This window comes from Klebsiella sp. 4_1_44FAA (assembly GCF_000238715.1).
GTDB classification, from domain to species: Bacteria; Pseudomonadota; Gammaproteobacteria; order Enterobacterales; family Enterobacteriaceae; genus Klebsiella; species Klebsiella pneumoniae.
Genome location: NZ_JH414802.1, coordinates 101,309 through 126,933 on the forward strand (window position 1 = coordinate 101,309; position 25,625 = coordinate 126,933).

Sequence of the window (25,625 nt, forward strand, 5' to 3'; positions counted from 1 at the left end):
CAGTTCGGCTTCGTGAAAGCCAGATACAGGGGGCTGCTGAAAAACGATAACCAACTGGCGATGTTATTCACCCTGGCCAACCTGTTTCGGGTGGACCAAATGATACGTCAGTGGGAGAGATCTCAGTAAAAACCGGAAATAACGCCAGAAATGGTGGAAAAAATAGCCTAAATAGGCTGATTCGATGTGTTTGCGGGAAAAAAATCGGCCCAGATCCGCGAAATTTTAATCAGCGAGTCAGCTTGGGAAGAAATGACCTGCTTATTCGCACCTTCCCTAAGCGAAGTGGCGAAACGGCTCGGCGACGACGTGCATCAACGTTTTACCGAGGGGCGTAGCCAGGAACAGTGGCTGCAGTATCTGTACGCCAAAATGGTGGCGAAAGATCCGGCGCTGCCGGCCTACGAGGATCTGAAGCGAATGGGCATCTACAAGCGCAAAGACCCGAACGGCCACTTCGTCGCCTATCGCGACTTCCGGCGCGATCCTGAAGCGCATCCGCTCAAAACCCCGTCCGGCAAAATTGAAATCTTCTCCAGCCGACTCGCAGAGATTGCCGCCCGCTGGCAGCTGGATAAAGACGAAGTTATCAGCCCGCTGCCGGTCTACGCCTCCACATTTGAAGGCTGGGACGATCCGCTGCGCAGCCAGTATCCGCTGCAGCTGTTTGGTTTCCACTATAAAGCGCGCACCCATTCCAGCTACGGCAACGTTGATGTATTACAAGCGGCCTGTCGCCAGGAAGTATGGATCAATCCGCTTGACGCGGAAAAACGCGGGATTAAAAACGGCGATATGGTGCGCGTTTTTAATCAGCGCGGCGAAGTCCGTCTTCCGGCGAAAGTGACGCCACGCATCATGCCGGGGGTCTCGGCGATGGGCCAGGGCGCCTGGCACGACGCCAATATGACCGGAGATCGGATCGACCATGGCGCCTGCATGAATACCCTGACCACCCACCGCCCGTCGCCGCTGGCGAAGGGGAATCCACAGCATACCAACCTGGTCGATATCGAGAAGGTTTAAGGAGTAAACCATGAGCACGCAATATGGATTCTTTATCGACTCCGCTCGCTGTACCGGATGCAAAACCTGCGAGCTGGCCTGTAAGGACTACAAGAACCTGACTCCGGAGGTCAGCTTCCGCCGGATCTATGAGTATGCCGGCGGCGACTGGCAGGAGGACAACGGCGTCTGGCAGCAGAACGTGTTTGCCTATTACCTCTCCATCGCCTGTAACCACTGCGAAGATCCGGCCTGCACCAAGGTCTGTCCGAGCGGCGCGATGCATAAGCGCGAAGACGGTTTTGTGGTGGTCAACGAAGAGGTATGCATTGGCTGCCGCTACTGCCATATGGCCTGCCCGTACGGCGCCCCGCAGTATAACGCCGACAAAGGCCATATGACCAAATGCGATGGCTGTCACGAGCGCGTCGCCGAGGGGAAAAAGCCGATCTGCGTCGAGTCCTGCCCGCTGCGGGCGTTGGATTTCGGGCCAATTGCCGAACTGCGCGCTAAGCACGGCCAGCTGGCCGCGGTAGCGCCGCTGCCGTCGGCGCACTTTACCCGGCCGAGTATCGTTATCAAACCTAACGCCAATGCCCGGCCGTGTGGCGATACTACCGGTTACCTGGCGAACCCGAAGGAGGTGTGAGATGGGAAACGGATGGCATGAATGGCCGCTGGTGCTGTTTACGGTGCTGGGTCAGTGCGTGGTCGGCGCGACCATCGTCAGCGGTCTTGGCTGGCTGGCGCTGGGGGACCAACGGGAAGCCCGGCGGCGGCTGGTGCGCAATATGTTTTTTATCTGGCTGTTGATGGGCATTGGTTTTCTTGCTTCGGTGATGCATCTCGGTTCACCGCTGCGCGCGTTTAACTCGCTGAACCGCATCGGCGCCTCGGCGCTGAGCAACGAAATCGCCAGCGGCGCTCTGTTCTTCGCCGTGGGCGGATTCTGGTGGCTGCTGGCGGTGCTGGAAAAAATACCGGCGACGCTGGGTAAAGTCTGGCTGGCGATCGCCATGCTGTTAGGGCTGCTGTTTGTCCTCGCAATGACCCGGGTTTACCAAATCAATACCGTGCCAACATGGTACAATGGCTACACCACCAGCGCGTTCTTTCTGACGGTGCTCCTCAGCGGGCCGCTGTTTGCCGCCCTGCTGCTGCGGCTGGCGAAAGTCGACTTTAACGGCTGGTTTTTTGCCGGACTGAGCGTGGCCGCGCTGGTCATCAGCGCCGCAGTTATCATTATGCAAAGCGCCGGGCTCAGTACCCTTCACAGCTCGGTTCAGCAGGCGGCCACCCTGCTGCCAGATTACGGCAAACTACAGGCGCTACGCCTGGTACTGCTGGCGCTGGGCCTCGGCTGCTGGCTATGTCCGCTGATCCGCCGCCAGCCGCCGCGCGCTACGGGGCTGCTGATCGGCCTGCTGCTGGTCTTGATCGCCGAATGTATTGGCCGCGGCCTGTTTTATGGTCTGCATATGACCGTCGGTATGGCGGTTGCCGGTTAATGAGACGGCGCGCAGGCGCGCGCCGCAGAAAGGAATAAGTGATGATGCCGATCCCAAATCGCGACGCCGTCGCGTTAAGCGCCCGCACCCTGGGCGCGCTGTTCTCTTATGCGCCGAATAGTGCGGAAATTGCGCCGCTGGTCGCCGCCTTCCAGGACGGGAGCTGGCAACAGCAGTGGCCCTTCCCGGTCGCAGCCCCGCTGGCGTCAGGGTTTGCCGCATCGGCTGAAGAAACGTTGCCGGAAGCCTGGCAGCGCCTGTTTATCGGGCCATGGGCCCTGCCGGCGCCGCCCTGGGGCTCTGTCTGGCTGGATAAAGAGTCTGTGCTGTTTGGCGATTCCACGCTGGCTCTGCGCCAGTGGATGCGCGAGAACGGTATCGCGCTGGAGGCCGATGGCAACGAACCGGAAGATCATTTCGGCACCGTGCTACGCCTGGCGGCATGGTTGTGCGAAACGGAGCAGGATGCGTTGTTCGCTCAACTGCTGGCCTGGCACCTGCTGCCGTGGTCCGGGCGTTTCCTGAGTGTCTTTGTCGACCATGCCGCCCACCCCTTCTATCAGACGCTGGGTCAGCTGGCGCAGGCGACTCTGGCGCAGTGGCAGGAGAGTCTGCCGATCGCCGTGGCGCAAAAACCGCTCTATCGTTAACCCTTCGCCGCGCCGGTATCCGGCGCGGTTTTATTTTGCCGCTTCCCAGCCTTTCACCCGCACTTATCGCTTTTGCATCTAAGGTTATTCCCTATCACAATAAGCCAATGTTTTCTGAACCTCGCCGTGACTAATGCATCGTCTTCATCCCTACCCTGATGTGCAGGTGATGTTTCGCCGCCTGCTGATCGCCACCCTGATTGGCCTTCTCGCCGCCCTGGCGGTGGCGCTGTTTCGCCACGCTATGGTGGTGCTGGAAACGCTGTTGCTCAGTAATGACAGCGGGAGCCTGGTCAACGCCGCACAGTCGCTGCCGGCGTGGCGTCGGCTGGTTACCCCCGCGCTGGGCGGCCTGACGGCGGGAACCTTACTCTGGCTCTGGCAACGACGCAGCGTCGCGCGTCCACATGCCGCCACCGATTATATGGAAGCCTTGGAGACCGGCGACGGCTGTTTCGATACGCCGGCAAGCCTGGTGAAATCGCTGGCGTCATTGCTGGTCGTGGTGACCGGCAGCGCGATTGGCCGGGAAGGCGCCATGATCCTGCTGGCCGCGCTGGCGGCCTCGCTGTTTGCCCGTCGCTTCACGCCGCAGAGTGAATGGAAGCTATGGGTCGCCTGCGGCGCGGCTGCCGGGATGGCCAGCGCCTATCATGCCCCGCTGGCCGGCAGCCTGTTTATTGCTGAAATTCTCTTTGGCACGCTGATGCTGGCCTCGCTTGGGCCGGTGGTGATCTCGGCGGTGATCGCCCTGCTGTTGACGCAGTTTCTTAATGGCGGCGCCGCGCCGCTGTATCACGTCGTGTTACAGCAAAACCTCAGCGCCCTGCACTATGGCTTAATGCTGGCGACTGGCCTGCTGGCCGGGCTGTGCGGGCCGCTGTTTATCTGGCTGATGGACTACAGCCACCGCGGATTCGTTAAACTGAAGCTGGCGCCGCCGTGGCAGCTGGCGCTGGGCGGGCTGATTGTCGGCGGCTTATCGCTCATCACCCCGGCAGTATGGGGCAACGGCTACAGCGTAGTGCAAAGCTATTTGCTGCTGCCGCCGTCCGGTGCGCTGCTGGTGGGCGTATTTATCTGCAAACTGCTGGCGGTGCTGGCCAGCAGCGGCTCCGGCGCGCCTGGCGGGGTCTTTACCCCGACGCTGTTTGTCGGCCTGGCGATGGGCATGCTGTTTGCCTGCTTCAGCAGGCTGTGGCTACCGGGAAGTGAAGAAATGGCCATCATGATGGGTCTGACCGGCATGGCGGCGTTTCTGGCCGCCACGACCCATGCGCCGATCATGTCAACCCTGATGATTTGCGAGATGACCGGGCAGTATACGCTGCTGCCCGGTCTGCTGATAACCTGCGTCGTGTCGTCTGTGCTGTCGCGGACGTTACGCCGGGATTCGATCTATCGCCATCACGTTGCCGAGCATGTCTAAGTCGACGTAGCGGCTCAGCTCACGCTGTTCGGCGCGCGGCAGATAAGGCAGCTCGCCGATCAGCGGCGCCGGCAGCTTTTTGCTGAGGACATCGATGATTTCGGCGTAGTGCGCCAGACCGGGGTTGATCCGATTGGCCACCCAGCCAATCAGCGGTAAACCGTCATTGGCGATCGCCTGGGCTGTCAGTAGCGCATGGTTGATGCACCCCTCCTGGATCCCCACCACCATCAGCACTGGGAGCTGCTCCTGAACCACCCACTCGGAGAGCGGCCGCAGGTCGTTCATCAGGCTGCGCCAGCCGCCGGTGCCTTCAACCACCACGTGTTCGACCTGCGCGGCCAGACGCTGCAAACCATCGGACAGCAGACCGTAGTTGATCGGGCAGCTATGCGCCACGCTGCTCTCGTCTTCGCTTAAGGCGATGGGGTTGACAGCCTCATAGGGTAACGCCAGCGTGGAGACGCTCTGCAACACCAGCGCATCTTTGTTACGTAAACCGTCCGGCGTCTCTTTGCTGCCCTTCGCCACAGGCTTATACCCGGCCACGCTTTTGCCTCTGGCAGCAAGTGCCTGCAACAGCGCACGGGAAACCACTGTCTTCCCGACAGAGGTGTCTGTACCTGTAATAAAGAAACGCTTAAACATCACTAACCCCACAGTTTTGTCGATGAAATATACGGGAGAGAAATAATCAACGGTGGGCAAAGTCTACGTGAAGCCGTCTGAGGTCAGCTTGAGATAGCGCAATTTTTGGTGTGACTATGAAAAAATGTTAACCCTGTAACAGTCGTATGAGTAAGGATCCGTTATAGAGCGCATCTTTGACCAGCGCCGCGCCAGCCATCGTTCCGCGGTTGGAGAACTGAGTACTTTCAACGGTAATATGCCGGCTATAGGCTGGGAGAGATTGTTGCCGAATACAGCTGGAAATTGCCGGAAAAAGAATTTCTGCCGCCAGATTGAACGGCGAGCCAATCAGAATTTTCTGCGGATTAAACAGATTGACCATGATCGCCAGAATCCGCCCAACGTGATTACCCACGCCGCTGATGATGTCCCGGGCTAACAAATCGCCCTGCAGCGCCGCCTGACAAAGCCACTCCACGCTCAGCGGACGCTGGTGCAGCAGCGAGCTCATCGACTGCGCCATGCGCATCTGCGCCAGCTCCAGCACGCTTTCTACGCTGGCAATCGTCTCCAGGCAACCATGGTTGCCGCAGTAACAGCGTTTGCCGTAGGGATCGACCTGGGTATGGCCAATCTCCACCAGGCTGCTGCTGCCGGCGTGCAGCAGGCGCCCATCGGTGATCACCCCGGCGCCGACGTTATGATCGATGACCACCTGAATGACGTCCCGGGCGCCGCGCGAGGCGCCAAACAAAGATTCTGCCATAGTCCAGGCGCTGATGTCATGCTGAATATAGACCGGCACCCCGGTATGATTGGCCAGCGCTTCGCCGAGCGGGACATCTTTAACATCCTCATAAAACGGCATGCGATGAATAATGCCATTTTCGGTATCGATAATACCGGGCATCGTCATGGCGATGGAGGTAAGGCGTTCCAGCTTCTTTTGATGGCGAATAAAGAAGCGATCTATATGGTCGATAACGCGCGTCAGAAACGGCGTGCTGTCGGTGAGCGCCAGCTCCAGCTGATCCTCCACCACCAGCTGACTGCTTAAATCACGCAGCGAAAGATGGATCTCACCGCGGCTGATGCGCACCGCCAGATAGTGCCATGCCTCGGTCTCCACCATCAGCCCCACCGCCGGGCGGCCGCGGCTGCCGGGCTCCTGGATCTCGGTCTCCTGAACCAGATGCGCTTCCAGCATTTCGCGGACGATTTTGGTGATGCTGGCCGGCGCCAGTTGCGCAAATCGGGAAAGGTCGATACGCGATACCGGGCCGAGCTGATCAATCAGGCGATACACGGCGCCCGCATTGGTCTGCTTTATTTGATCGATATGGCCTGGTTGACTATCCGCTACCACCATTGACTCCCTTATTTTCGCGCTTCGAAATAAACTTTCGGCTATGGTGAAGCACTTCGACGGTGAACGTCAAATTTTTACTTAGCCTTGTGATTTACCGCACATTTCCAGCCCCTTTTCGCCTCAATTATGCTCGCTTTTCCAGGAGAGCAGCGCCTCACGAAAGCGTTTTGCCAGTGCCCCTTGCTCATGGTGTTTAGACCACACCAGCCACATCTCCGATACCGCATCCTGTTCGTCGATCGGCAGCCAGCGCATTTCACTGAGCTGGACGCGCTGAAAGGAGGCCGGGAGGATCGATACCCCCAGGCCGGCAGCCACCAGACCAATAATCGTCATTGCCTCCCCCACTCCTGGGCAATCTTCGGCGTGTGGCCGTAGCGGCGCAGCAAGCCGAGGATGTCGTCATACAGGCCAGTGCCGACGTGCGGGTCGAAAAAGACGAAGGGCTCGCGCGCCAGCGCCGCCAGGCTGACCGAGGGCTGGCGGGCCAGCGGGTGATTCGCCGGGACCATCGCCAACAGCGGCTCGCGCAGAACCCGCTCCCACGCCAGGGTGTCCGGCAGTTGAGTATTGCGCAGCAGCCCCAAATCCAGAGCCCCTTCGCTCAGGGGCACTATCTGTTCGCGGGTGTTAGTCTCGCGGGTGAGAATATGCACATCCGGAAGGCGTTGGCGAAACATCGATAGCGTATCGGAGACGGCCTTAATAAAAGGGGCCGAGGAGGTAAAGCCGATGCGCAGCTCACCCGTTTCGCCATGGTGTAGACGGGCGGCGCGAGCAGCCGCCTCATCCACCTGGGCGAGGATTTGTCGGCTATCGGCGAGAAACTGCTTTCCGGCCGCCGTCAGGCTGACGCTGCGGTTGGTACGGGCAAACAGGCGAGCGCCGGTCTGCTGCTCAAGGATCTGAATCTGCTGGCTTAGCGGTGGTTGAGAGATGTTCAGTCGCGCCGCGGCGCGGCCAAAATGTAGCTCCTCGGCGACGGCGACAAAGTAGCGCAAATGACGCAACTCGATATTCATATTTAAAACGTCTTATTTGAGATTATTAATATATTAGACAGAATATTTACATTTTCATACCCTAAAAATGTGAGCTGAATGGTCACAACACTCTGTTGGTAAGCAGCAACTTCTACGCAAGGAATTCTCTGTGAGTCGTACAACAACCGTTGACACCGTGCCGGCGGGCGAGGTCAGCGTCGCTGGTGCATCCCGCCCGGATCCGTTTATTAAACGTGGCACCCCGCAGTTTATGCGCGTCACTCTCGCGCTGTTCTCCGCCGGTCTGGCCACCTTTGCCCTGCTCTACTGTGTGCAGCCGATCCTGCCGGTGCTGTCGAACGAGTTTGGCGTGTCGCCGGCCAGCAGCAGTATTTCGCTTTCAATTTCCACGGCGATGTTGGCGGTGGGCCTGCTGTTTACCGGCCCGCTGTCGGACGCAATAGGCCGCAAGCCGGTGATGGTCACCGCCCTGCTGCTGGCCGCCTGCTGTTCACTGTTGTCGACTATGATGACCAGCTGGCACGGCATCCTGATTATGCGCGCGCTCATCGGCCTGTCGCTGAGCGGCGTAGCGGCGGTCGGCATGACCTATCTGAGCGAGGAGATCCACCCCAGTTTCGTCGCCTTTTCGATGGGACTCTATATCAGCGGCAACTCCATCGGCGGCATGAGCGGCCGCTTGCTGACCGGGGTCTTTACCGATTTCTTCGGCTGGCGCGTGGCACTGGCGGCGATCAGCGGCTTTGCGCTGGCCGCGGCGATTATGTTCTGGCGTATCCTGCCCGAGTCGTGCCATTTCCGCCCGACCTCGCTGCGACCGAAAACGCTGCTGATTAACTTCCGTCTGCACTGGCGCGACCGTGGCCTGCCGCTGCTGTTCGTCGAAGGTTTTCTGCTGATGGGCGCTTTTGTCACCCTGTTTAACTATATTGGCTACCGGCTGATGATGTCGCCGTGGTCGTTAAGCCAGGCGGTGGTAGGCCTGCTGTCGGTAGCTTATCTCACCGGGACCTGGAGTTCACCGAAGGCAGGGGCCATGACCGTACGCTTTGGCCGCGGGCCGGTGATGCTTGGCTTTACAGCGGTGATGCTCTGCGGCCTGCTGCTGACGCTCTTTTCTTCCCTGTGGCTTATTTTCATCGGCATGCTGCTGTTTTCCGCTGGCTTCTTCGCCGCGCATTCCGTCGCCAGCAGCTGGATTGGCCCACGCGCCCGCCGCGCCCGCGGTCAGGCATCATCGCTGTATTTGTTCAGCTATTATTTGGGTTCAAGTCTTGCCGGGACGTTAGGCGGGGTATTCTGGCATCACTACGGCTGGAACGGCGTCGGTGGGTTTATCGCGCTGCTGCTCCTTGCCGCGCTGTTGACCGGCACCTGCTTACATCAGCGACTGAAATAGTCGCGTGTGACGTGGCCTGCGGGCCACGTTTCACCACATGCCCATTATGGAAGACAAGCCCATCAGCTCTCTGACGGCATCAACGGACAGCAGTGCAATAAACAGCCAGGTGAACGGATTCATAAACCACCCCCGAACCTCCAGACCTGTGTAATCGATCACAGTTTAGTACCGTTATGTTACCGTTTTCTGTAACACCGATCACAGAGGTGAGCTTATTCTCCCGCCATGTGTCTTTCCCTTCCCCTGTGCGCAACGCTCGACCCGCCGGGCGTATCAGGATAGTGTAGAGGCAAAGCGATAATCTCTTTATTCACCTGTCACGGACCGAACGCCACTATGACTGAAAATACGCCTTATCAGCAGCTTACCCGTACCTTTCAGCGCCTGTCGCGCTTTTCGCATCTCGCCGCCATCGCCGGCTGGGATATGTTCGCGATGATGCCCCCGGGCGGGAGCGTCGCCCGCAGCGAAGCGCTGGCCGAGCTCGGCGTGCTGCAGCATCAGATCCTGACCGATAAAAAAAGTAGGGACAATGGTTACAGGAGGCCCGCCAGCAGGATCTTAATGATGTTGAACAGGCCAACCTGCGGGAAATGCAGCGTCAGTACGATCAGGCGGCGCTGCTGCCGGAGAGCCTGGTGGAAGCAAAATCGCTGGCCGGCAGCCGCTGCGAACATGCCTGGCGCAGCCAGCGTCCCGCCAATGACTGGACGGGCTTTGCCGACAACCTACGCGAGGTGGTCAGACTGAGCCGTCAGGAAGCGCAGATCCGCGCCGATGCCAGGGGCGGCTCACGCTACGACGCGCTGCTGGATATTTTCGAACCGGATATGACCAGCGCGCGGCTGGACAGCCTGTTCGCCGATCTCAAATCGTGGCTACCTTCCCTGCTTAGCCAGGCGGTGGAGAAGCAGGCGAAGCAGACGCTAATCGCCCCGCAGGGGCCTTTCCCCATTGCTGAACAACGGGAGCTGGGCCTGCAGGCGATGCGTATCCTTGGCTTTGACTTCGACGGCGGGCGCCTCGACATCAGCGCCCACCCGTTCTGCGGCGGCGTACCCCAGGATGTGCGCATCACCACCCGCTACAACGAAAACGACCTGCTCAGCGCTCTGTTCGGCGTGATCCACGAAACCGGCCACGCCCGCTACGAGCAGAATCTACCTCGCCCGTGGGTCGACCAGCCCGTAGGACTCGCCCGCTCCACCGCTATCCACGAGTCGCAGAGCCTGTTTTTTGAAATGCAGCTGGGACGCAGCGAGCGGTTTCTTAACCGCCTGTTACCGGCGGTGCGCGAGCGGTTTGGCGATCGGCCGGCCTTTAGCCAGGACAATTTTGTCGCCTGGAATCAGCAGGTGAAACCCGGCTTTATTCGCGTCGATGCCGATGAGGTGAGCTACCCGGCGCATGTCATCCTGCGTTATGAAATTGAACGTGCGCTGATCGACGGCGAGATTGAGGTAGATGATATCCCGTCGCTGTGGGACGAGAAAATGCAGCACTGGCTGGGGCTGTCGACCACCGGCAACTATCGGGATGGTTGCATGCAGGATATTCACTGGACCGACGGCGGATTCGGCTATTTCCCTTCCTATACCCTGGGCGCGATGTATGCCGCGCAGTTGATGGCCGCGGCCCGCCGCGCGCTGCCGACATTAGATCGCGATATTGAGGAAGGCGATTTCAGCGCCCTGTTCGACTGGCTGCGGCAGAATATCTGGCAGCATGGCAGCCGCTTCACCACCTCGCAGTTGATTCAGCAGGCCACCGGTGAGGATCTTAATAGCCGCTACTTCCGCGAGCACCTGACCACTCGCTACCTGTAATCATACGCGCCGGGCTACCCGGCGCGTCCTGTCGTTCCCGCCTTGTACATTCGGTTACACGCCGATACCAAACACTCACGGAAAGCTCGAAAAGACAAGCATATAGTGATTTCACCGGCCCCGCAGTGGGGTTGAAATTAAGAAAACTTTTCGAGGATATCAGAATGAAAAAAGTATTAGCTCTGGTCGTTGCCGCTGCTATGGGTCTCTCTTCCGCCGCTTTCGCTGCTGACGCAGTAAGCACCACTCAGGCACCGGCTGCCACCCACAGCACGGCTGCCAAGACCACCCATCACAAAAAACACCACAAAGCCGCGGCAAAACCGGCTGCAGAGCAGAAAGCTCAGGCTGCCAAAAAACACAAAAAAGCAGAAGCTAAACCAGCCGCTGCTCAGAAAGCCCAGGCCGCTAAAAAACACAAAAAAGTAGCAGCTAAACCAGCTGCTCCGCAGAAAGCTCAGGCGGCGAAAAAGCATCACAAAGCTGCGGCTAAACCGGCAGCCCAGAAAGCGCAGGCAGCGAAAAAACACCACAAAACCACTAAACACCAGGCCGCTAAACCGACTGCACAGCCGGCAGCATAATTCCTCCCGGTGAACCAACCTTCTTAATAATCGGCGCTGTTTCAGCGCCGTTTTTTCTGGAGAGCACTATGCTGCGGCGCTATCGTTTTGAGCTCATCCTGATCCTGCTAATTATATGCGCAGTGGTTGCAACCCGTTTTTTCCTCTCTTAATTATTTATCCCGCGTTCGCATTTTGCTGCTTCTACCAGCTTTTCATTAAAATGAATACCGTGCGGCTATCGCTGACCCGCTCCCCGCTTCCCGCTTCCCATTATCCTGTGACTCTCTGCGGCGCAAAAAAATGTCCGGCGCCAGAAGACGCCAGACATGTTAGTCGTAATATCTCGCACGCCTGGCCCTTGCCGGGTGGCGCGCCCATCACAATGCACGCACGGCTTCCATCACCAGATAGCCGGTCGCGCCCCAGATAGCGACTGAGACCAGGGAAACATAAACCAGTGCGCGAATACCTTTTTTAGACATAAGCCCTCCGAACGCAGGGGAAATAGAGTTCAGGCTATCATCGCCGGTACTACCTCTCTATTTACTCAACGGCAGGGCGACGGTAACAACGTTTTCGGTGAGAAAATGTTTCGCATTGAAAATAATTACGAGAGGCGTAAAGAAGTGCGAATTCCGGTGAAGATCTGGTGGGTAAAAGTATTATTTTTGGGCATTATGCTGACAAACTAGGAATAATCCCACGGATGAATTGCTGCATTATTAACCGAATTCAGTACGTTCTGATACATGAATTTTGTTGCGCAAGACGCCACTTTCTGCGGAAATAGCACAAGCAGAACACTGGTATTAACCGCTTGAAATCAGGAGGTTTTACCAGCGCCAGACCCCACCGCGCGCTGATGTGGTATACGGTTTGGCCTGTTTAGAATTATTGTTTACTTTCAAAAACTTAAATCTCCTGCTACTGTCAATAGACATCATAGCCTCCCCAGAGAGTGATATGCGTAGAGACGTTCTGTTATTACTGTGTTCATTTTATCTGTTACCTCTGGGCGCACATGCCGATGATAGCGGACTGAGCGCCAAAGATATTAAGACGTTGTTTTTCGGTCACGATGACCGCAAAGCGGTGAACCGCCCCGAGGAGAGTCCATGGGACGCGATTGGCCAGCTGGAAACCGCCAGCGGCAATCTGTGTACGGCGACGCTCATCTCTCCGCATCTGGCGCTGACCGCGGGCCACTGTCTGTTAACGCCCCCGCGCGGCAAGCCGGACAAAGCGGTCGCCCTGCGCTTTATTTCCCGCAAGGGCAACTGGGTCTATGAGATCCACGGCATTGACGGGCGAGTCGATCCCAGCTTAGGCAGACGCCTGAAAGCCGATGGCGACGGCTGGATTGTCCCTTCCGCTGCGGCGCCGTCCGATTTTGGCCTGATCGTGCTGCGCTATGCTCCGTCTGGCATTACGCCGATCCCGCTCTTTCCGGGCAGCAAGGCCGATCTCACCGCCGCGCTGAAGGCGGCGGACCGTAAAGTTACCCAGTCTGGCTATCCTGAAGATCATCTCGATAATCTTTACAGCCACCAGGATTGCATCGTGACAGGGTGGGCGCAAACCAGCGTACTGTCGCATCAGTGTGACACCCTGCCTGGCGACAGCGGCTCGCCGCTGCTGCTGAAAACGGAGGACGGCTGGCAGGTGATCGCCGTGCAGAGTTCGGCCCCCGGCCCGCAGGATCGCTGGCGGGCGGACAATCGCGCCATTGCGGTGACTGGCTTTCGCGATAAGCTGGAGGCGCTTGCCGGTGAGTAATGGACCGAGGCCGGTGAAGAATATCATTATTGACATCGTCCTGGCGGAAATGATTTTCCGCCAGCCGAAAGCAGTGAACCTGCGCAGCCCTCAGCGTCACCTGACACAATTACAGCGGGGCCAGGCGTGAAGGAAGTTTCCATTTGCCGCCTGGCTTTGCAGGCGGCGAGACGTCAGGCGAGTTTAATTAACACCATGCCGGCTACCAGCAGGATAACCCCCGCCCAGCCTTTGTTATTCAGACGCTGACCAAACAGCACCCAGCCGGCGGCGATGGTCGCCGCGATACCGAAGCCGCCCCACAGCGCATAGGCGACCGAGAGATCGATCCCTTTAACCGCCTGCGACAGGGCGCTGAACGCGCCCAATACTGCCGCCAGGGACAGGATGCCGTAGATCTTGCGGCGGAAGCCGTCGGAAAACTTCAAAAAGACGTTGGCAATAATTTCCAGCACAATGGCGATTGCCAGCCAGGCGGCGTGGATCCACTCAAACTGCTGCATGGGCCACCTCCTGCTTGGAAGACGCTTTTTTCTGGGTGCCTGACTTAATTAAGACGATCCCTATCACCAGGGTGGTCAAGCCGGCTATTTTCAGCAGGGACAGACTCTCATCAAACAGCAGCACGCTAAACAGGGTAATCAGTAAAATACCGATCCCTTCCCACAACGCATAGGCCACACCGAGGGCAATCTTTTTAACCGCAAAGGCAAGAAAAATATATGACAGGGCAATCATGGCCAGCATTAAAATAAAGCCGGTGTGCCCGCCGCTCACGCTTGCCCATTTCATAGACAAGGTGCCGGTAATTTCAGCAATAATTGCTAAAGCTAATAAAATCCAATAAAACATGATCCCTTCTCCTGCTTGAGAATATAATCCATTACCGTTTACGCGAGACGTAAACAGGAAAATTTCTGACGTAGATATCGCTGTGCGCTTGGCGCCAGCTCAGGCAGAAAGAAGGTGACTATAGCGCCGAATGCCAGTGCTGTTCGCCGGCAAAACGGGAAAAAGTGAGGGATACTGCGGGGTGATTTAAAATATACATCCTGAACTGATTGTCCATAAAATTACAATTATCCGCGGTGTTGCTTCTCGTCCGGTGCGGATGAAAATTGTCCTCAGTAGTTAAACACAGGTAGATTTGTAGCATAGTGCTACATTTAATTCAAAGACTTTGCAATTCTTTACGCCGCGGTTTTTCTTCAATGCGTTTGTTCTGCAAAAAAGCGTCATTATGCTAATGTAACGCAACCTGTTAATAGGCAAGGAAGTTTGAGGTCGGGATCCTATGGCTAAACCCATTATTACACTTAACGGATTAAAGATGGTCATCATGTTGGGCATGCTGGTGATCATCCTTACCGGCATTCGCTTTGCGGCGGACATAATCGTCCCGTTTATCCTGGCGCTTTTTCTGGCGGTGATCATCAATCCTCTGGTCCAGCTCCTGGTCCGCTGCCGGGTGCCGCGCGTGCTGGCGATCTCGCTACTGATTGGCCTGATTGTTATGTTAGCCATTGTGCTGCTGGCCTCGCTGGGGACCTCGCTCAACGAGCTGGCGCGCACCCTGCCGCAGTATCGCAACTATCTTTATGAGCCGATGCAAACCATCGCGCCCTGGCTGCAGCGTATGGGATTCACCGTTTCGGTGGTCGAGCTCAATAAGTACATCGACCCTAACGCCGTAATGACCCTGGTCACCAGCCTGCTCACTCAGCTGTCGAATGCCATGTCCTCTATTTTTCTGCTGCTGCTGACGGTGGTGTTTATGCTGCTGGAGGTGCCGCAGCTTCCCGCTAAGCTGCAGCAGTTAATGTCCAGACCAGTAGAAGGCATGGGCGCCATCCAGCGGGCCATCGACAGCGTATCGCATTATCTGGTGCTGAAAACTGCGATAAGCCTGATCACCGGCCTGGTGGTCTGGGGCATGCTGGTGCTGCTGGATGTGCGCTTCGCCTTTATGTGGGGGCTACTGGCCTTCGCGCTGAACTATATTCCCAATATCGGTTCCGTGCTGGCGGCCATTCCGCCGATCCTGCAGGTGCTGGTGTTCGGTGGTCTGTACGAGGCGCTGGTAGTGCTGGCCGGCTACCTGATCGTCAACCTGGTATTCGGCAATATTCTCGAACCTCGTATCATGGGGCGCGGGCTGGGCCTCTCGACGCTGGTGGTATTCCTGTCCTTAATCTTCTGGGGATGGTTGCTGGGTCCGGTTGGCATGCTGCTCTCGGTGCCGTTGACGATTATCGTCAAAATTGCCCTCGAGCAGACCAGCGGCGGGCAGAGTATCGCTTTCTTATTAAGCGATGTCAGTAAACAGTAGTCCTTCCGCAGGCCGGCGCTTCGCCGGCCTGCTCCCTGCCCTACACTCTCTCCGTAGACCACTACGCCTTATGTATTATTGATCCGCATCACAAACGTTGCGGCGGAATCGTTACTCTGATGCTAACGATCGGCCACCGCGCTTAATTGATGCTCATAGCCTCGCGTCGCACACTAATCTCCACCAGGACAAACAAAACGATTTGTCGAATCAGGAGGTTATTAATGAATGCCGAACAAACGACGGGGCGGGTCTGGAACCGTCGCCGAACGGAAAAACAGCGGCGGCTGGCCGAGGCGAACATGCCAGGTAAGGTCATCCCGACTGACCAGTTGGTCAGCGTACTGGAAAACCTGCTCGCCCCCGGCGACCGGGTTGTGCTGGAAGGCAACAACCAGAAACAGGCCGATTTCCTCTCGCGCATGCTGGCGGAAGTTAATCCGCAAAAAATCCACGACCTGCATATGATTATGCCCAGCGTCGGGCGCAGCGAGCATCTGGACCTGTTTGAAAAAGGTATTGCCCGCAAGCTGGATTTCTCTTTCTCCGGCACCCAGAGCCTGCGCATTTCGCAACTACTGGAAGATGGCCTGCTCGAAATCGGCGCCATCCACACCTATATCGAACTCTACTCGCGCCTGTACGTCGATCTGTCGCCAAACGTCGCGCTGATTGCCGGCTATAAAGCTGACCGCAAAGGCAACCTGTATACCGGACCGAGTACCGAAGATACCCCGGCGCTGGTGGAAGCCGCCGCCTTCCACGACGGCATTGTGATAGCCCAGGTCAACGAACTGGTGGACGACGAATGCGATCTGCCGCGCGTCGATATTCCCGGCTCGTGGATCGATTACGTGGTGGTTGCCGACAAGCCGTTCTTTATCGAACCGCTCTTCACCCGCGATCCGCGCCTGATTAAGCAAGAACACATACTGATGGCGATGATGGCGATCAAGGGCATCTATGCGGAACATCAGGTGCAGTCGCTTAACCACGGTATCGGCTTTAATACCGCCGCCATCGAGTTGCTGTTGCCGACCTATGGCGAGCAGCTCGGCCTGAAAGGCAAAATCTGTAAACACTGGACCCTGAATCCGCATCCAACCTTAATCCCGGCCATCGAGAGCGGCTGGGTGGAGAGCGTGCACTGCTTCGGCGGCGAACTGGGGATGGAAGAGTACATCCGCGCCCGCCCGGATATCTTCTTTACCGGCCCGGATGGCTCGATGCGCTCTAACCGCGCCTTCTGCCAGCTGGCGGGCCAGTACGCGGTAGATATGTTCATTGGTTCAACCCTGCAGGTAGATGGTCTGGCTAACTCCTCGACCGTCACCCGCGGCCGTCTTTCCGGCTTCGGCGGCGCGCCGAACATGGGCCACGACCCGCACGGTCGCCGCCACGCCACCCCGGCATGGCTCAATATGATCACCGAGCCGGACCCGATGCAGCGCGGGAAAAAGCTGGTGGTGCAGATGGTCGAAACCTTCCAGGCCGGCGTGAAACCAACCTTCGTTGAGACGCTGGATGCAGTTGAGGTGGCGAAAACCTCCGGCATGCCGCTGGCGCCGGTGATGATTTATGGTGATGACGTCACCCACGTCCTGACCGAAGAGGGTATCGCCTACCTGTACCGTGCGGAGAGCCTTGAAGAGCGCCGGGCGATGGTCGCCGCGGTGGCCGGGATCACCGATATCGGCCTTGGTGTGGACGCCAAACGCGTCGCCGCGCTGCGTCAGAGCGGCAAAGTGGTCTACCCGGAAGATCTCGGGATTCGCCGCAGCGATGCCACCCGCTCCCTGCTGGCCGCCGGCAGCGTCGCCGACCTGGTGGAGTGGTCCGACGGACTGTACAACCCACCGGCAAAATTCCGGAGCTGGTAATGAAAAATCTCTCCCCCCTGCACGCAGAAAGCCGCGTCAGCTGGCTGGCGCATACCGCCAGCGCCTGTCTGATTGACGAAGCCCGTCTGAGCCCGAAACCGGGTCTGGTGGATAGCCGCGGCAACGGCGCGCATCAGGACCTGAATCTGGCGCTGATGGAGCGCTCCGCCCGCAGCCTGCAGCCGACCTTTCACGCGCTGGCCGAGCAAAGCTGGCGTCGCCCGGCGGACATCGCGCTGCGCGAAACCGTCGGCCGCCTTGGCCGCGAAGGCGAAGCGCAGATGATGCTGGCGACGGGTGGGGTTAACACCCACCGCGGCGCTATCTGGGCGCTAGGCCTGCTGGTCAGCGCGGTGGCGATGTTGGGTGGAGAGGGTCAGTCACAGGCGATCGCCGCCGCTGCCGCCGCCCTCGCCCGCCTGCCCGACGGCTTCGCGCCGAAAAGCTTTAGTAAAGGGCTTCGCGCCAGCCGCCGCTGGCAGGTGCCAGGCGCCCGCGAGGAAGCGCAGTGTGGTTTCCCGCATATCACCCGCCTGGCGCTGCCGCAACTGCAGCACAGCCGGGCGCGAGGCGCCAGTGAGCGGCAGGCGCAGCTTGATGCGCTGATGGCCATCATGACCTCGCTGAGCGATACCTGCGTGCTGTCGCGCGCCGGTATGGCCGGGCTGCAGGCCATGCAGCAAGGCGCTTGTGAGGTGCTGGCGGCTGGCGGTTGCGCCAGTTTCGCCGGGCGCGCCGCCCTGGCCCGCCTGGACGCAATCATGCTGGCGCTAAACGCCTCGCCGGGAGGCGCCGCCGATCTCCTTGCCGCCACCCTGTTTCTCGACAGAGTTGCCGGCTAACGCATTCAGAGGATGTTATGGAACAGATTACATTGTCATTTCCTGCCAGCCGCGCCCTGAGCGGCCGAGCGCTGGCAGGAGTCGTGGGTTCAGGCGATATGGAAGTACTTTATACCGCCGCACAGAGCGCCACGCTCAACGTACAGATCACCACCTCAGTGGATAACAGCCAGGCGCGCTGGCAGGCGCTGTTCGACAGGCTGAACCTGATCAACGGCCTGCCCGCCGGGCAGTTGATTATCCACGACTTCGGCGCCACGCCGGGCGTCGCCCGTATTCGTATTGAACAGGTTTTTGAGGAGGCCGCTCATGCGTAACGATCGCAGCTTTATCGAACTGCGCGCTCGCGAACGCGCCCACGCTCTGCTGGACGACGGCAGCTACCGCGAACTGCTGGATCCGTTTGACGGTATTATGTCGCCGTGGCTCGGCGCCCAGGGCATCGTCCCGCAGTCCGACGACGGTATGGTGGTCGCCAAAGGCACGATCAACGGCCAGCCTGCGGTGGTGATTGCCATCGAGGGCACCTTCCAGGGAGGCAGTATGGGCGAAGTGTCCGGCGCCAAAATGGCCGCCGCGCTGGAGCTGGCGGCGGAAGATAACCGCAACGGTATCCCGACGCAGGCGGTGCTGTGCCTCGAAACCGGCGGCGTACGTCTGCAGGAGGCCAACCTCGGTCTGGCCGCCATCGCTGATATTCACGCGGCGATTGTCGATCTGCGCCGCTACACGCCGGTAGTCGGCATCATCGCCGGCACCGTCGGCTGCTTTGGAGGTATGTCTATCGCCGCCGCGCTGTGCAGCTATCTCATTGTCACTCGTGAAGCCCGTCTCGGCCTCAACGGCCCGCAGGTTATCGAGCAGGAAGCCGGCATTGAAGAGTACGACTCCCGCAACCGGCCGTTTATCTGGAGCATGACCGGCGGCGAAATTCGCGCCGCCAGCGGACTGGTCGACGCGCTGGTTAACGATGGCGTTAACGCCGTTAAAACCGCAATGAATGAGGCGATCGCCAAAGGCGTACCGGTACAGCACCGCAGCGACAACTATGACGATTATCTGCGGCGCTTGAGCCAGTTCGACACCCGCCAGCAGGCGGATACCGCGCAGATTAAACAGCTTTTTGCCCGGGAGGATAAATAATGAGTCAGTTCCCAAACCGCGCCGCGCTGTGGCTGAACAAACTGGCGCCCGACGCGCCGCTGATGAGCGGCCTGTGCCCTTCCGTCCAGGTGGCAGACGGCCAGATTAATGGCGAAAACGTGCGTTTTATCGCCGTGGTCCCGGATGCTAACAACCACTACCCGCGCGCCGCCGGCGGCGAAGTTGGCCTGCTGGAAGGCTGGACGCTGGCGAAAGTGGTTAATGAAACCATTGCCGCCGACGCCGACCAGCCAGTCAAACGGCCGATCGTCGCCGTGATCGATGTGCCAAGCCAGGCCTATGGCCGCCGCGAAGAAGCTTTCGGCATTCACCAGGCGCTGGCCGGGGCGGCTGGCGCTTATGCCAAAGCCCGTTTGGCCGGCCACCCGGTAATTGGCCTGATCGTCGGCAAAGCGATGTCCGGGGCGTTTCTGGCCCACGGCTACCAGGCCAACCGCCTGATCGCCTTTAACGATAGCGGCGTGCTGATCCACGCGATGGGTAAAGCGTCGGCGGCGCGCATTACGCTGCGTACCGTAGAGGCGCTGGAGAAACTGGCGGCTACCATTCCGCCAATGGCCTACGACGTCAGCAACTATGCGACGCTCGGCCTGCTCTCCGCCCTTCTGGATATTAATAATCCGGATGCCCCTGACGACCACGATCTGTCGTTGGTCAGCAACACGCTGCGCGACGCCATCGCTGACGCGCGCACCGATACCTCACTGAAGTGCCGTCTGGGCGCGGAAAACCGCCGCAGCTCGCAGCTGGTCCGCGATCGCATGCGCGCCAGCTGGTAAAACGTTCGTACGTAAGTAGTAGAAGAAAACCTGCCGGAAGCCGTCCCCCGGAGCGCGTAATAACCGCGCCGGGTAGGGACGGCTTTTAGAAAAAATAACAATCGCGCCAGTACTCTATCTTATTTACAGGTGATTTATGACTTATGTGATTATTCATGCTCTTGCCCCGATTTTCGTCATTATGCTGCTGGGCTTCTGGGCCGGTAAGGCCGGGATGGTAGATAACAAAAACGTCTCGCTGCTTAATATTTTTGTAATGGATTTTGCCTTACCCGCCACGCTGTTTAGCGCGACGGTACAAACGCCGTGGGCCGGTATCGTCGCCCAGTCGCCGTTGGTGCTGGTGTTGACCGGCGCGATGTGGATCACCTATGCCGCGATCTACTTCCTCGCCACCAGCGTGTTCAAACGCACGCCGCAGGATGCCGCGGTGCTGACCCTCACCGTCGCCCTGCCAAACTATGCCGCGTTAGGTCTGCCGATCCTCGGCAGCGTGCTGGGTGAAGGCGCGTCAACCTCACTGTCGGTAGCGGTCTCTATCGCCTGCGGCTCGGTGCTGATGACCCCGTTCTGCCTGCTGATTCTGGAACGTGAAAAAGCCCGCGCCGCGGGAGAAAACAGCGGTTCTACGCTGGCGATGCTGCCGGTGCTGATGTGGCGTTCGGTGAAAAAACCGATCGTCTGGGGCCCGCTGCTTGGGGTGGTGCTTTCCGCGATCGGCATTAAAATGCCGGACCTGCTGCTGGCGTCGATCAAACCGCTGGGCCTGGCCGCCACCGCCGCCGCGCTGTTCCTCACCGGGGTGATCCTGTCGGCGCGTAAACTGCAGCTCAATGCGCTGATCGCTACATCAACCATCGTGAAACTGCTGGTGCAGCCGTTTATTGCCTGGGGTCTGGTGATGTTACTTGGGCTGCACGGTTCCATTGCCATTACCGCGATCCTGATGATTGCCCTGGCCGCCGGCTTCTTTGGCGTGGTCTTCGGCAACCGCTTCGGCGTCCAGTCTCCGGATGCTGAAGCCGTGCTGCTGTTGAGCTCGGTTCTGTGTATCCTGTCGCTACCGCTGTTTATCTCTTTGACTTCAGGACTGTAAACCATGTCAGCAACGCCGCGTCCCCACGATCTAGTTTGGTTAAACCACGCCAGCGCCTTGGAAGATATTGCCGAGCCGTGGGTGGCTCAGCAGTGGCGAGCCGCGCTGCCGGTGGTGGTGAGGCGCGACGTTGACGACCAGGCCCGCGTCCCGGTTGGGGTGCGGGGCATGAAGCGCGAGCAGCGCGCCGCCGGCTGGGTACAGGCGCGCAATATCGTGCGCAGCGTCACCCCGGAGATGCTTGTTGATCGTGAGGTCTTACTCCATTCGCCTTTTGTCTCGCAGCCGCCGGTCCAGGGGGCTATCGCCCTCACCTTACACCGCTGGCCCTGGGGCTGGGGCGTCACCGGCAGTACCGGCTACGCGCTGGCAACCGAGATCCCGGTGCTGCATGCGGCCAGCGATCTGGATCTGCTGATCCGCGCGCCACAGCCGCTGGACCGCGAGGCGCTGCTGGAATGGCAGACCCGGGTGGCCCAACTCCCATGCCGCGCTGATACCCAGGTCGAAACGCCGTACGGCGCCTTCGCCCTCAATGAATGGCTGCGCGACGGGCGCGCGCTGCTGAAAACGTCCCGCGGCGCGCGCTTAACCGCGACGCCGTGGCACAGGGAGGAATAATGAAGATTTTATTTACCTTTCCCGGTCAGGGCGGCCAGCGTCCCGGCATGCTGGCGATGATCCCCGATCGCGAGGCGATCCTCACCCAGGCGCGCGCCGTGCTGGGGGATGAAGTCGATACCCTCGATAGCGCCGATGCGCTACAACACACCCGTGCGGTCCAGCTCTGTCTGCTGATCGCCGGGGTAGCCTGGGCGCGCGAGCTACAGCGTCAGGGCGTGGATCCGCAGATGGTCAGCGGCCTGTCCATCGGCGCGTTTCCGGCCGCGGTGATTGCCGGCGCGCTCGATTTCGCCAGCGCGTTGCGGCTGGTGGCCCTGCGCGGGGACTTAATGGAACAGGCGTATCCTGAAGGTTACGGACTGACGGCGATTATGGGCCTGACCCGCCCGCGGGTTGAGGCGCTGATGCAGGGCCACGAGGTTTATCTCGCCAACCTGAACGCCGAAACGCAGTTCGTGATTGCGGGCCGTGATGAGGCAATGGCCGAGGTGGCGCAGCTGGCGCTGCGGGCTGGCGCCAGTAAAGCCCAGCGGCTGGCGGTCAGCGTGCCGTCGCACTGCGCGCTGCTGGATAAACCCGCCGCTGAGCTGGCGAAAGCTTTTGCCGGCGCCAGCTTAAGGCGCCCACGGTGCGCCTATTTAAGCGGCTCGACGGCGCGCGTGCTGTGGGATCCGCAGCGGATCGCCGACGATCTGGCGATGAACATGGCGCGCCCGGTCCACTGGCAGGAGGCGATGGTCGCCGCCGATGAGCGCGATGCGCGCTTAGCCATTGAGATGCCCCCCGGCGGGGTGCTCACCTGCCTGACCCGCCAGGCGGGCTGGCGCGGGGAGACCATTGCGCTGGAGCGCAGCGGCGTGGACGTCGCCCGCCATCTGGCGCAGCGGCTTAGCGATTAAGACTGCGGGCGTACATCCGCCCTTCCGCCGCCAGCGCCAGCAGGTCGGCATCGCGCTCGCGGTGGTGCGAATAGACGATAGAGATCAGCTGGCGCATCTGGTAGGGTTCCGCCAGCTTTAGCAGCTGTACATCCTTCTCATACACTTTCTTCATCCGCCCCGGCAGCAGGGCAAAACCGACGCCAGCCTGCACCAAGCTAATCATCGAGAAAATATCATTCACCCGGGTGACGATCTCCGGCTCGAAGCCGGCGATGTGGAATGCTTCCCGGAATCCGGCATAGGTGGCGAACCCCTCCGCCAGCGAAACAAACTTGCGGTCGGCGTAATCGCGCAGATCGGCGAGCCGTGAGGCATCCAGCCGTTCAGTCGCCGGGGCGGCGAGAAAAATATCGTCCTCAAACAGCGGCACCACGTCGAAAGCGGTATTATTGAACTCCCCTTCGTTGGTGGCGATCAGGATGGCATCGAGGGCATCGTCTTCCAGCATATCCAGCAGCATCTGATTTGAACCCATCGTCAGGTCCAGCTCCAGTTCCGGGCGACGCAGCTTCATCCCCATAATGATGCGCGGAACGGTTTCCAGGGTCAGAGAATAGAGGGTACCGATGCGCAACCGCCCCTGACCGACGCCTGCAACCTTGCGCGTCGCCTCGAGCCCGCGGTTCATCAGACTTATCACATCCTGGCAGTATTCAAGCAGCGTCCACGCCGCCTGCAGCGGCAGCAGGTTGCGCCCTTTGTGGACAAACAGCGGGCAGCCCACCCCCTCTTCCAGGGTATGCAGCGCGCGGTGAACGCTGACGCTGCTGAGTTTCATCGCTTCGGCGGTTCTGGCGATATTACCTTTCGCCATAAACATCATAAAGACCGACAGCTTGCGGAAGGTGATCTCCTGGTTAATATCCTCTTGCATGGCCCTTCCACACTCCTGGTTTAATTTTCTTATTTCAATTCAAACCAGTATATCTTTTATGACGCCAAAGTTGCAGGCAGCGCGCGGCCTCAGCCGGTAAATAACGCAAAAAAGGAAGACCATGGTCTTCCCTTTTGTTCACTGTCGAGTTTGCTTTTACAGCGCCATATCGTGCTGCGGCGAGGCCTCGCGCGGCGTCTCTGCCGGCTTGGCGGTCGCGGTAGGCGCAGCCGCTGGCATCTGGATCACCGGCGGTTTCGTCAGCTGCAGGGTCGCAGCGGTGTCATCCCAAACCTGCTGGGTCAGCGCCACGTTACCGTTCAGCTTCTGGCCGTAGCTCGGCACAATAGCGTGAATGCGGCTCTGCCACTCCGGCGAGTTAAACTGCTGCGGGAACATCTGCTTGAGCACGTTCAGGGTGATCGGCGCGGCGGTGGAAGCCCCCGGCGACGCGCCGAGCAGCGCGGAAATGGTTTTCTGCTGATCGACCACCACTTCGGTACCGAGCTTCAGCACGCCGCCCTTCTCTGCGTCTTTCTTGATGATCTGTACGCGCTGGCCGGCCTGGATCAGTTTCCAGTCTTCTTTACGCGCGTCCGGGTAGTACTCTTTCAGCGCAGCGAAACGGTCATCATCGCTGAGCATCACCTGGCTAACCAGGTATTTCACCAGATCGAAGTTGTCGAGACCGACGTGGGTCATCGGCAGCACGTTATTGGTGGTGGTAGTGCTGAGCAGATCGAAGAACGAACCATTTTTCAGGAACTTGGTCGAGAAGGTGGCGAATGGCCCGAACAGCACCACGCGCTTGCCGTCGAGGTAACGTGCATCAAGGTGCGGCACCGACATCGGCGGCGCGCCGACTGAAGCCTGGCCATACACTTTCTCCAGGTGCTGCGCAGTGACCGCCGGGTTCTCGGTCATCAGGAACGAGCCGCCCACCGGGAAGCCGGCATAGTTGTCCGCTTCCGGAATACCGGTTTTTTGCAGCAGCTTCAACGCGCCGCCGCCGGCGCCGATAAAGACGTATTTGGCGTCAATAGTCTGCGCTTCCCCGCTCTGCACATTCTTAATCGTTACGTGCCAGGAGTTGTCGGCATTACGTTTGAAATCCGTTACCTCAGAGGAGGTCTGCAGGGTGAAGTGGTTATTTTTCTTCAGGCTGCCGATCAGCTGGCGAGTGATTTCGCCATAGTTGACATCGGTACCCACCGGCGTCCAGGTGGCTGCCACTTTCTGCTGCGGATCGCGGCCTTCCATCACCAGCGGCGCCCACTGTTTAATTTGCGCGTGATCGGTGGAGAATTTCATCCCCTGGAATAAGGTGGTCTGCTGCAGCGCGTTATAACGCTTCTGCAGATAATCCACATTATCACCCCAGACGAAGCTCATATGCGGCGTGGAATTAATAAACGAGTGCGGATCGTGCAAAATACCGCGTTTCACCTGTGCCGACCAGAACTGACGGGAAATCATAAATTGCTCGTTAATATCGAGCGCTTTGCTGACGTCAATCGACCCGTCCGCCCGCTCCGGCGTATAGTTCAGCTCCATATTCGCCGAGTGGCCAGTACCGGCATTATTCCAGCCGTTGGAAGACTCCAGCGCCACGCCGTCCAGTTTCTCCACCATGGTCAGATCCCAGTCCGGCTGCAGCGCCTGCAGCCAGGTGCCGAGCGAGGCGCTCATGATCCCGCCGCCAATCAGCAGGAAGTCGGTTTTTTTCGAGGTACCCGCTTCAGCATGCGTCGCCGCGCTGACGAACATCGCTAATGCGGTTAAGGAAATAATCGTTTTTTTCATTGCAGGCATAATAGAATTATCACGTAGCACACGGTCATAAGAGGCAGCATATTAACGCACTTTTACTTTATTTTAAAATATCATTTACACTCTCGCATTTTAAACCAAACAGTTATTTAACTTAAAAA

General features: G+C 58.9%; 25 protein-coding genes and 5 pseudogenes. 22 read left to right on the plus strand and 8 right to left on the minus strand.

The genetic code is table 11. The features are described from left to right. The 7 genes and pseudogenes from HMPREF1024_RS30105 to clcB all read left to right on the plus strand — a co-directional run. A pseudogene (locus HMPREF1024_RS30105) lies at positions 1 to 129 on the plus strand (IS5/IS1182 family transposase); the annotation flags it as partial. After that, the gene (locus tag HMPREF1024_RS32085) at positions 111 to 338 is read left to right on the plus strand and encodes a hypothetical protein (RefSeq protein WP_148672061.1); all 228 of its coding nucleotides are present in this window, start codon (positions 111 to 113) and stop codon (positions 336 to 338) included. The pseudogene HMPREF1024_RS30105 and the gene HMPREF1024_RS32085, both read left to right, overlap by 19 nt. Then, positions 277 to 1,026, plus strand: a pseudogene (locus HMPREF1024_RS09920) (molybdopterin dinucleotide binding domain-containing protein); the annotation flags it as partial. The gene HMPREF1024_RS32085 and the pseudogene HMPREF1024_RS09920, both read left to right, overlap by 62 nt. A 10-nt stretch (positions 1,027 to 1,036) precedes the next feature. Beyond that, entirely contained in the window at positions 1,037 to 1,654 is a 618-nt protein-coding gene (locus tag HMPREF1024_RS09915; RefSeq protein WP_004152235.1) for a DMSO/selenate family reductase complex B subunit, read from the plus strand. Position 1,655: 1 nt separating this feature from the next. Further along, positions 1,656 to 2,513 (plus strand): DmsC/YnfH family molybdoenzyme membrane anchor subunit, encoded by an 858-nt coding sequence (locus HMPREF1024_RS09910; protein ID WP_009308926.1) that lies wholly within the window; start codon positions 1,656 to 1,658, stop codon positions 2,511 to 2,513. Between the two features lie 41 nt (positions 2,514 to 2,554). Further along, positions 2,555 to 3,163: a Tat proofreading chaperone DmsD gene (dmsD, locus tag HMPREF1024_RS09905; protein ID WP_009308927.1), complete on the plus strand. Its 609-nt coding sequence runs from the start codon at positions 2,555 to 2,557 to the stop codon at positions 3,161 to 3,163. Positions 3,164 to 3,296: 133 nt separating this feature from the next. Then, on the plus strand, positions 3,297 to 4,592 hold the full coding sequence (clcB, locus tag HMPREF1024_RS09900; protein WP_004148305.1) for a voltage-gated ClC-type chloride channel ClcB: 1,296 nt from the start codon (positions 3,297 to 3,299) through the stop codon (positions 4,590 to 4,592). Here the strand turns inward: clcB and bioD are convergent. From bioD to HMPREF1024_RS0126785, 3 genes and pseudogenes are all read right to left on the minus strand, one after another. Then, on the minus strand, positions 4,545 to 5,240 hold the full coding sequence (bioD, locus tag HMPREF1024_RS09895) for a dethiobiotin synthase (RefSeq protein WP_002903703.1): 696 nt from the start codon (positions 5,238 to 5,240) through the stop codon (positions 4,545 to 4,547). The genes clcB and bioD overlap by 48 nt on opposite strands. A gap of 127 nt (positions 5,241 to 5,367) precedes the next feature. Next, positions 5,368 to 6,588, minus strand: a complete 1,221-nt coding sequence (gene mlc, locus HMPREF1024_RS09890; protein ID WP_002903701.1) for a sugar metabolism global transcriptional regulator Mlc — start codon at positions 6,586 to 6,588, stop codon at positions 5,368 to 5,370. Positions 6,589 to 6,711: 123 nt separating this feature from the next. Further along, positions 6,712 to 7,613, minus strand: a pseudogene (locus HMPREF1024_RS0126785) (LysR family transcriptional regulator). Between the two features lie 130 nt (positions 7,614 to 7,743). On the opposite strand from HMPREF1024_RS0126785, the gene HMPREF1024_RS09885 reads away from it, so the two are divergent. After that, complete coding sequence (locus HMPREF1024_RS09885; RefSeq protein WP_009308930.1) at positions 7,744 to 8,994, plus strand: MFS transporter; 1,251 nt, start codon at positions 7,744 to 7,746, stop codon at positions 8,992 to 8,994. A gap of 30 nt (positions 8,995 to 9,024) precedes the next feature. Here the strand turns inward: HMPREF1024_RS09885 and HMPREF1024_RS31555 are convergent, their stop codons facing one another. Continuing rightward, the gene (locus HMPREF1024_RS31555) at positions 9,025 to 9,117 is read right to left on the minus strand and encodes a hypothetical protein (protein WP_004206050.1); all 93 of its coding nucleotides are present in this window, start codon (positions 9,115 to 9,117) and stop codon (positions 9,025 to 9,027) included. Between the two features lie 216 nt (positions 9,118 to 9,333). On the opposite strand from HMPREF1024_RS31555, the pseudogene HMPREF1024_RS31780 reads away from it, so the two are divergent. The 5 genes and pseudogenes from HMPREF1024_RS31780 (at position 9,334) to HMPREF1024_RS0126805 (ending at position 13,295) form a co-directional block, all read left to right on the plus strand. Next, positions 9,334 to 9,562 (plus strand): annotated as a pseudogene (locus HMPREF1024_RS31780) (hypothetical protein). Continuing rightward, positions 9,525 to 10,823, plus strand: a pseudogene (locus HMPREF1024_RS09880) (carboxypeptidase M32); the annotation flags it as partial. The pseudogenes HMPREF1024_RS31780 and HMPREF1024_RS09880, both read left to right, overlap by 38 nt. A 164-nt stretch (positions 10,824 to 10,987) precedes the next feature. Continuing rightward, the gene (gene asr, locus HMPREF1024_RS0126790; protein WP_002903693.1) at positions 10,988 to 11,407 is read left to right on the plus strand and encodes an acid resistance repetitive basic protein Asr; all 420 of its coding nucleotides are present in this window, start codon (positions 10,988 to 10,990) and stop codon (positions 11,405 to 11,407) included. A gap of 945 nt (positions 11,408 to 12,352) precedes the next feature. Continuing rightward, positions 12,353 to 13,165, plus strand: coding sequence for a serine protease (locus HMPREF1024_RS09875; protein WP_002903687.1), 813 nt, complete (start codon positions 12,353 to 12,355; stop codon positions 13,163 to 13,165). Positions 13,166 to 13,178: 13 nt separating this feature from the next. Further along, positions 13,179 to 13,295, plus strand: coding sequence for a hypothetical protein (locus HMPREF1024_RS0126805; protein ID WP_002903685.1), 117 nt, complete (start codon positions 13,179 to 13,181; stop codon positions 13,293 to 13,295). A gap of 43 nt (positions 13,296 to 13,338) precedes the next feature. Here the strand turns inward: HMPREF1024_RS0126805 and kpnF are convergent, their stop codons facing one another. Together kpnF and kpnE are read right to left on the minus strand one after the other, a co-directional pair. After that, positions 13,339 to 13,668 carry a multidrug efflux SMR transporter subunit KpnF gene (gene kpnF, locus HMPREF1024_RS09870; protein WP_002903683.1) on the minus strand — a complete coding sequence of 110 codons (330 nt, stop codon included), beginning with the start codon at positions 13,666 to 13,668 and terminating at the stop codon, positions 13,339 to 13,341. Beyond that, entirely contained in the window at positions 13,655 to 14,017 is a 363-nt protein-coding gene (gene kpnE, locus HMPREF1024_RS09865; protein WP_002903681.1) for a multidrug efflux SMR transporter subunit KpnE, read from the minus strand. The genes kpnF and kpnE overlap by 14 nt, the downstream gene beginning before the upstream one ends. A gap of 442 nt (positions 14,018 to 14,459) precedes the next feature. Here kpnE and HMPREF1024_RS09860 point away from each other — a divergent pair, with 442 nt between their 5' ends. From HMPREF1024_RS09860 to mdcH, 9 genes are all read left to right on the plus strand, one after another. Beyond that, on the plus strand, positions 14,460 to 15,494 hold the full coding sequence (locus HMPREF1024_RS09860; protein ID WP_002903679.1) for an AI-2E family transporter: 1,035 nt from the start codon (positions 14,460 to 14,462) through the stop codon (positions 15,492 to 15,494). A gap of 224 nt (positions 15,495 to 15,718) precedes the next feature. After that, positions 15,719 to 17,374 (plus strand): malonate decarboxylase subunit alpha, encoded by a 1,656-nt coding sequence (mdcA, locus tag HMPREF1024_RS09855; protein ID WP_004176297.1) that lies wholly within the window; start codon positions 15,719 to 15,721, stop codon positions 17,372 to 17,374. Beyond that, complete coding sequence (locus tag HMPREF1024_RS09850) at positions 17,374 to 18,216, plus strand: triphosphoribosyl-dephospho-CoA synthase (protein WP_009308933.1); 843 nt, start codon at positions 17,374 to 17,376, stop codon at positions 18,214 to 18,216. The genes mdcA and HMPREF1024_RS09850 overlap by 1 nt, the downstream gene beginning before the upstream one ends. 17 nt (positions 18,217 to 18,233) lie before the next feature. After that, positions 18,234 to 18,533 (plus strand): malonate decarboxylase acyl carrier protein, encoded by a 300-nt coding sequence (gene mdcC, locus HMPREF1024_RS09845; protein WP_004143106.1) that lies wholly within the window; start codon positions 18,234 to 18,236, stop codon positions 18,531 to 18,533. Next, positions 18,526 to 19,359, plus strand: a complete 834-nt coding sequence (locus HMPREF1024_RS09840; RefSeq protein WP_004143105.1) for a biotin-independent malonate decarboxylase subunit beta — start codon at positions 18,526 to 18,528, stop codon at positions 19,357 to 19,359. Before mdcC ends, HMPREF1024_RS09840 begins: the two co-directional genes overlap by 8 nt. Continuing rightward, a complete protein-coding gene (gene mdcE / locus HMPREF1024_RS09835) occupies positions 19,359 to 20,159 on the plus strand; it encodes a biotin-independent malonate decarboxylase subunit gamma (RefSeq protein ID WP_009308934.1) in 801 nt (266 codons plus the stop codon). Before HMPREF1024_RS09840 ends, mdcE begins: the two co-directional genes overlap by 1 nt. A gap of 136 nt (positions 20,160 to 20,295) precedes the next feature. Further along, complete coding sequence (locus tag HMPREF1024_RS09830) at positions 20,296 to 21,255, plus strand: AEC family transporter (RefSeq protein WP_004148291.1); 960 nt, start codon at positions 20,296 to 20,298, stop codon at positions 21,253 to 21,255. A 3-nt stretch (positions 21,256 to 21,258) separates the two neighbouring features. Continuing rightward, positions 21,259 to 21,876 carry a malonate decarboxylase holo-ACP synthase gene (locus tag HMPREF1024_RS09825; RefSeq protein ID WP_004152239.1) on the plus strand — a complete coding sequence of 206 codons (618 nt, stop codon included), beginning with the start codon at positions 21,259 to 21,261 and terminating at the stop codon, positions 21,874 to 21,876. Then, a complete protein-coding gene (gene mdcH, locus HMPREF1024_RS09820; protein WP_009308935.1) occupies positions 21,876 to 22,778 on the plus strand; it encodes a malonate decarboxylase subunit epsilon in 903 nt (300 codons plus the stop codon). Before HMPREF1024_RS09825 ends, mdcH begins: the two co-directional genes overlap by 1 nt. Here mdcH and HMPREF1024_RS09815 read toward each other — a convergent pair. Next, positions 22,768 to 23,694 carry a LysR substrate-binding domain-containing protein gene (locus HMPREF1024_RS09815; RefSeq protein WP_004183915.1) on the minus strand — a complete coding sequence of 309 codons (927 nt, stop codon included), beginning with the start codon at positions 23,692 to 23,694 and terminating at the stop codon, positions 22,768 to 22,770. The genes mdcH and HMPREF1024_RS09815 overlap by 11 nt on opposite strands. Before the next feature lie 156 nt (positions 23,695 to 23,850). Beyond that, positions 23,851 to 25,461 (minus strand): malate dehydrogenase (quinone), encoded by a 1,611-nt coding sequence (gene mqo, locus HMPREF1024_RS09810; protein WP_232725093.1) that lies wholly within the window; start codon positions 25,459 to 25,461, stop codon positions 23,851 to 23,853. Between the last annotated feature and the right edge of the window lie 164 nt (positions 25,462 to 25,625).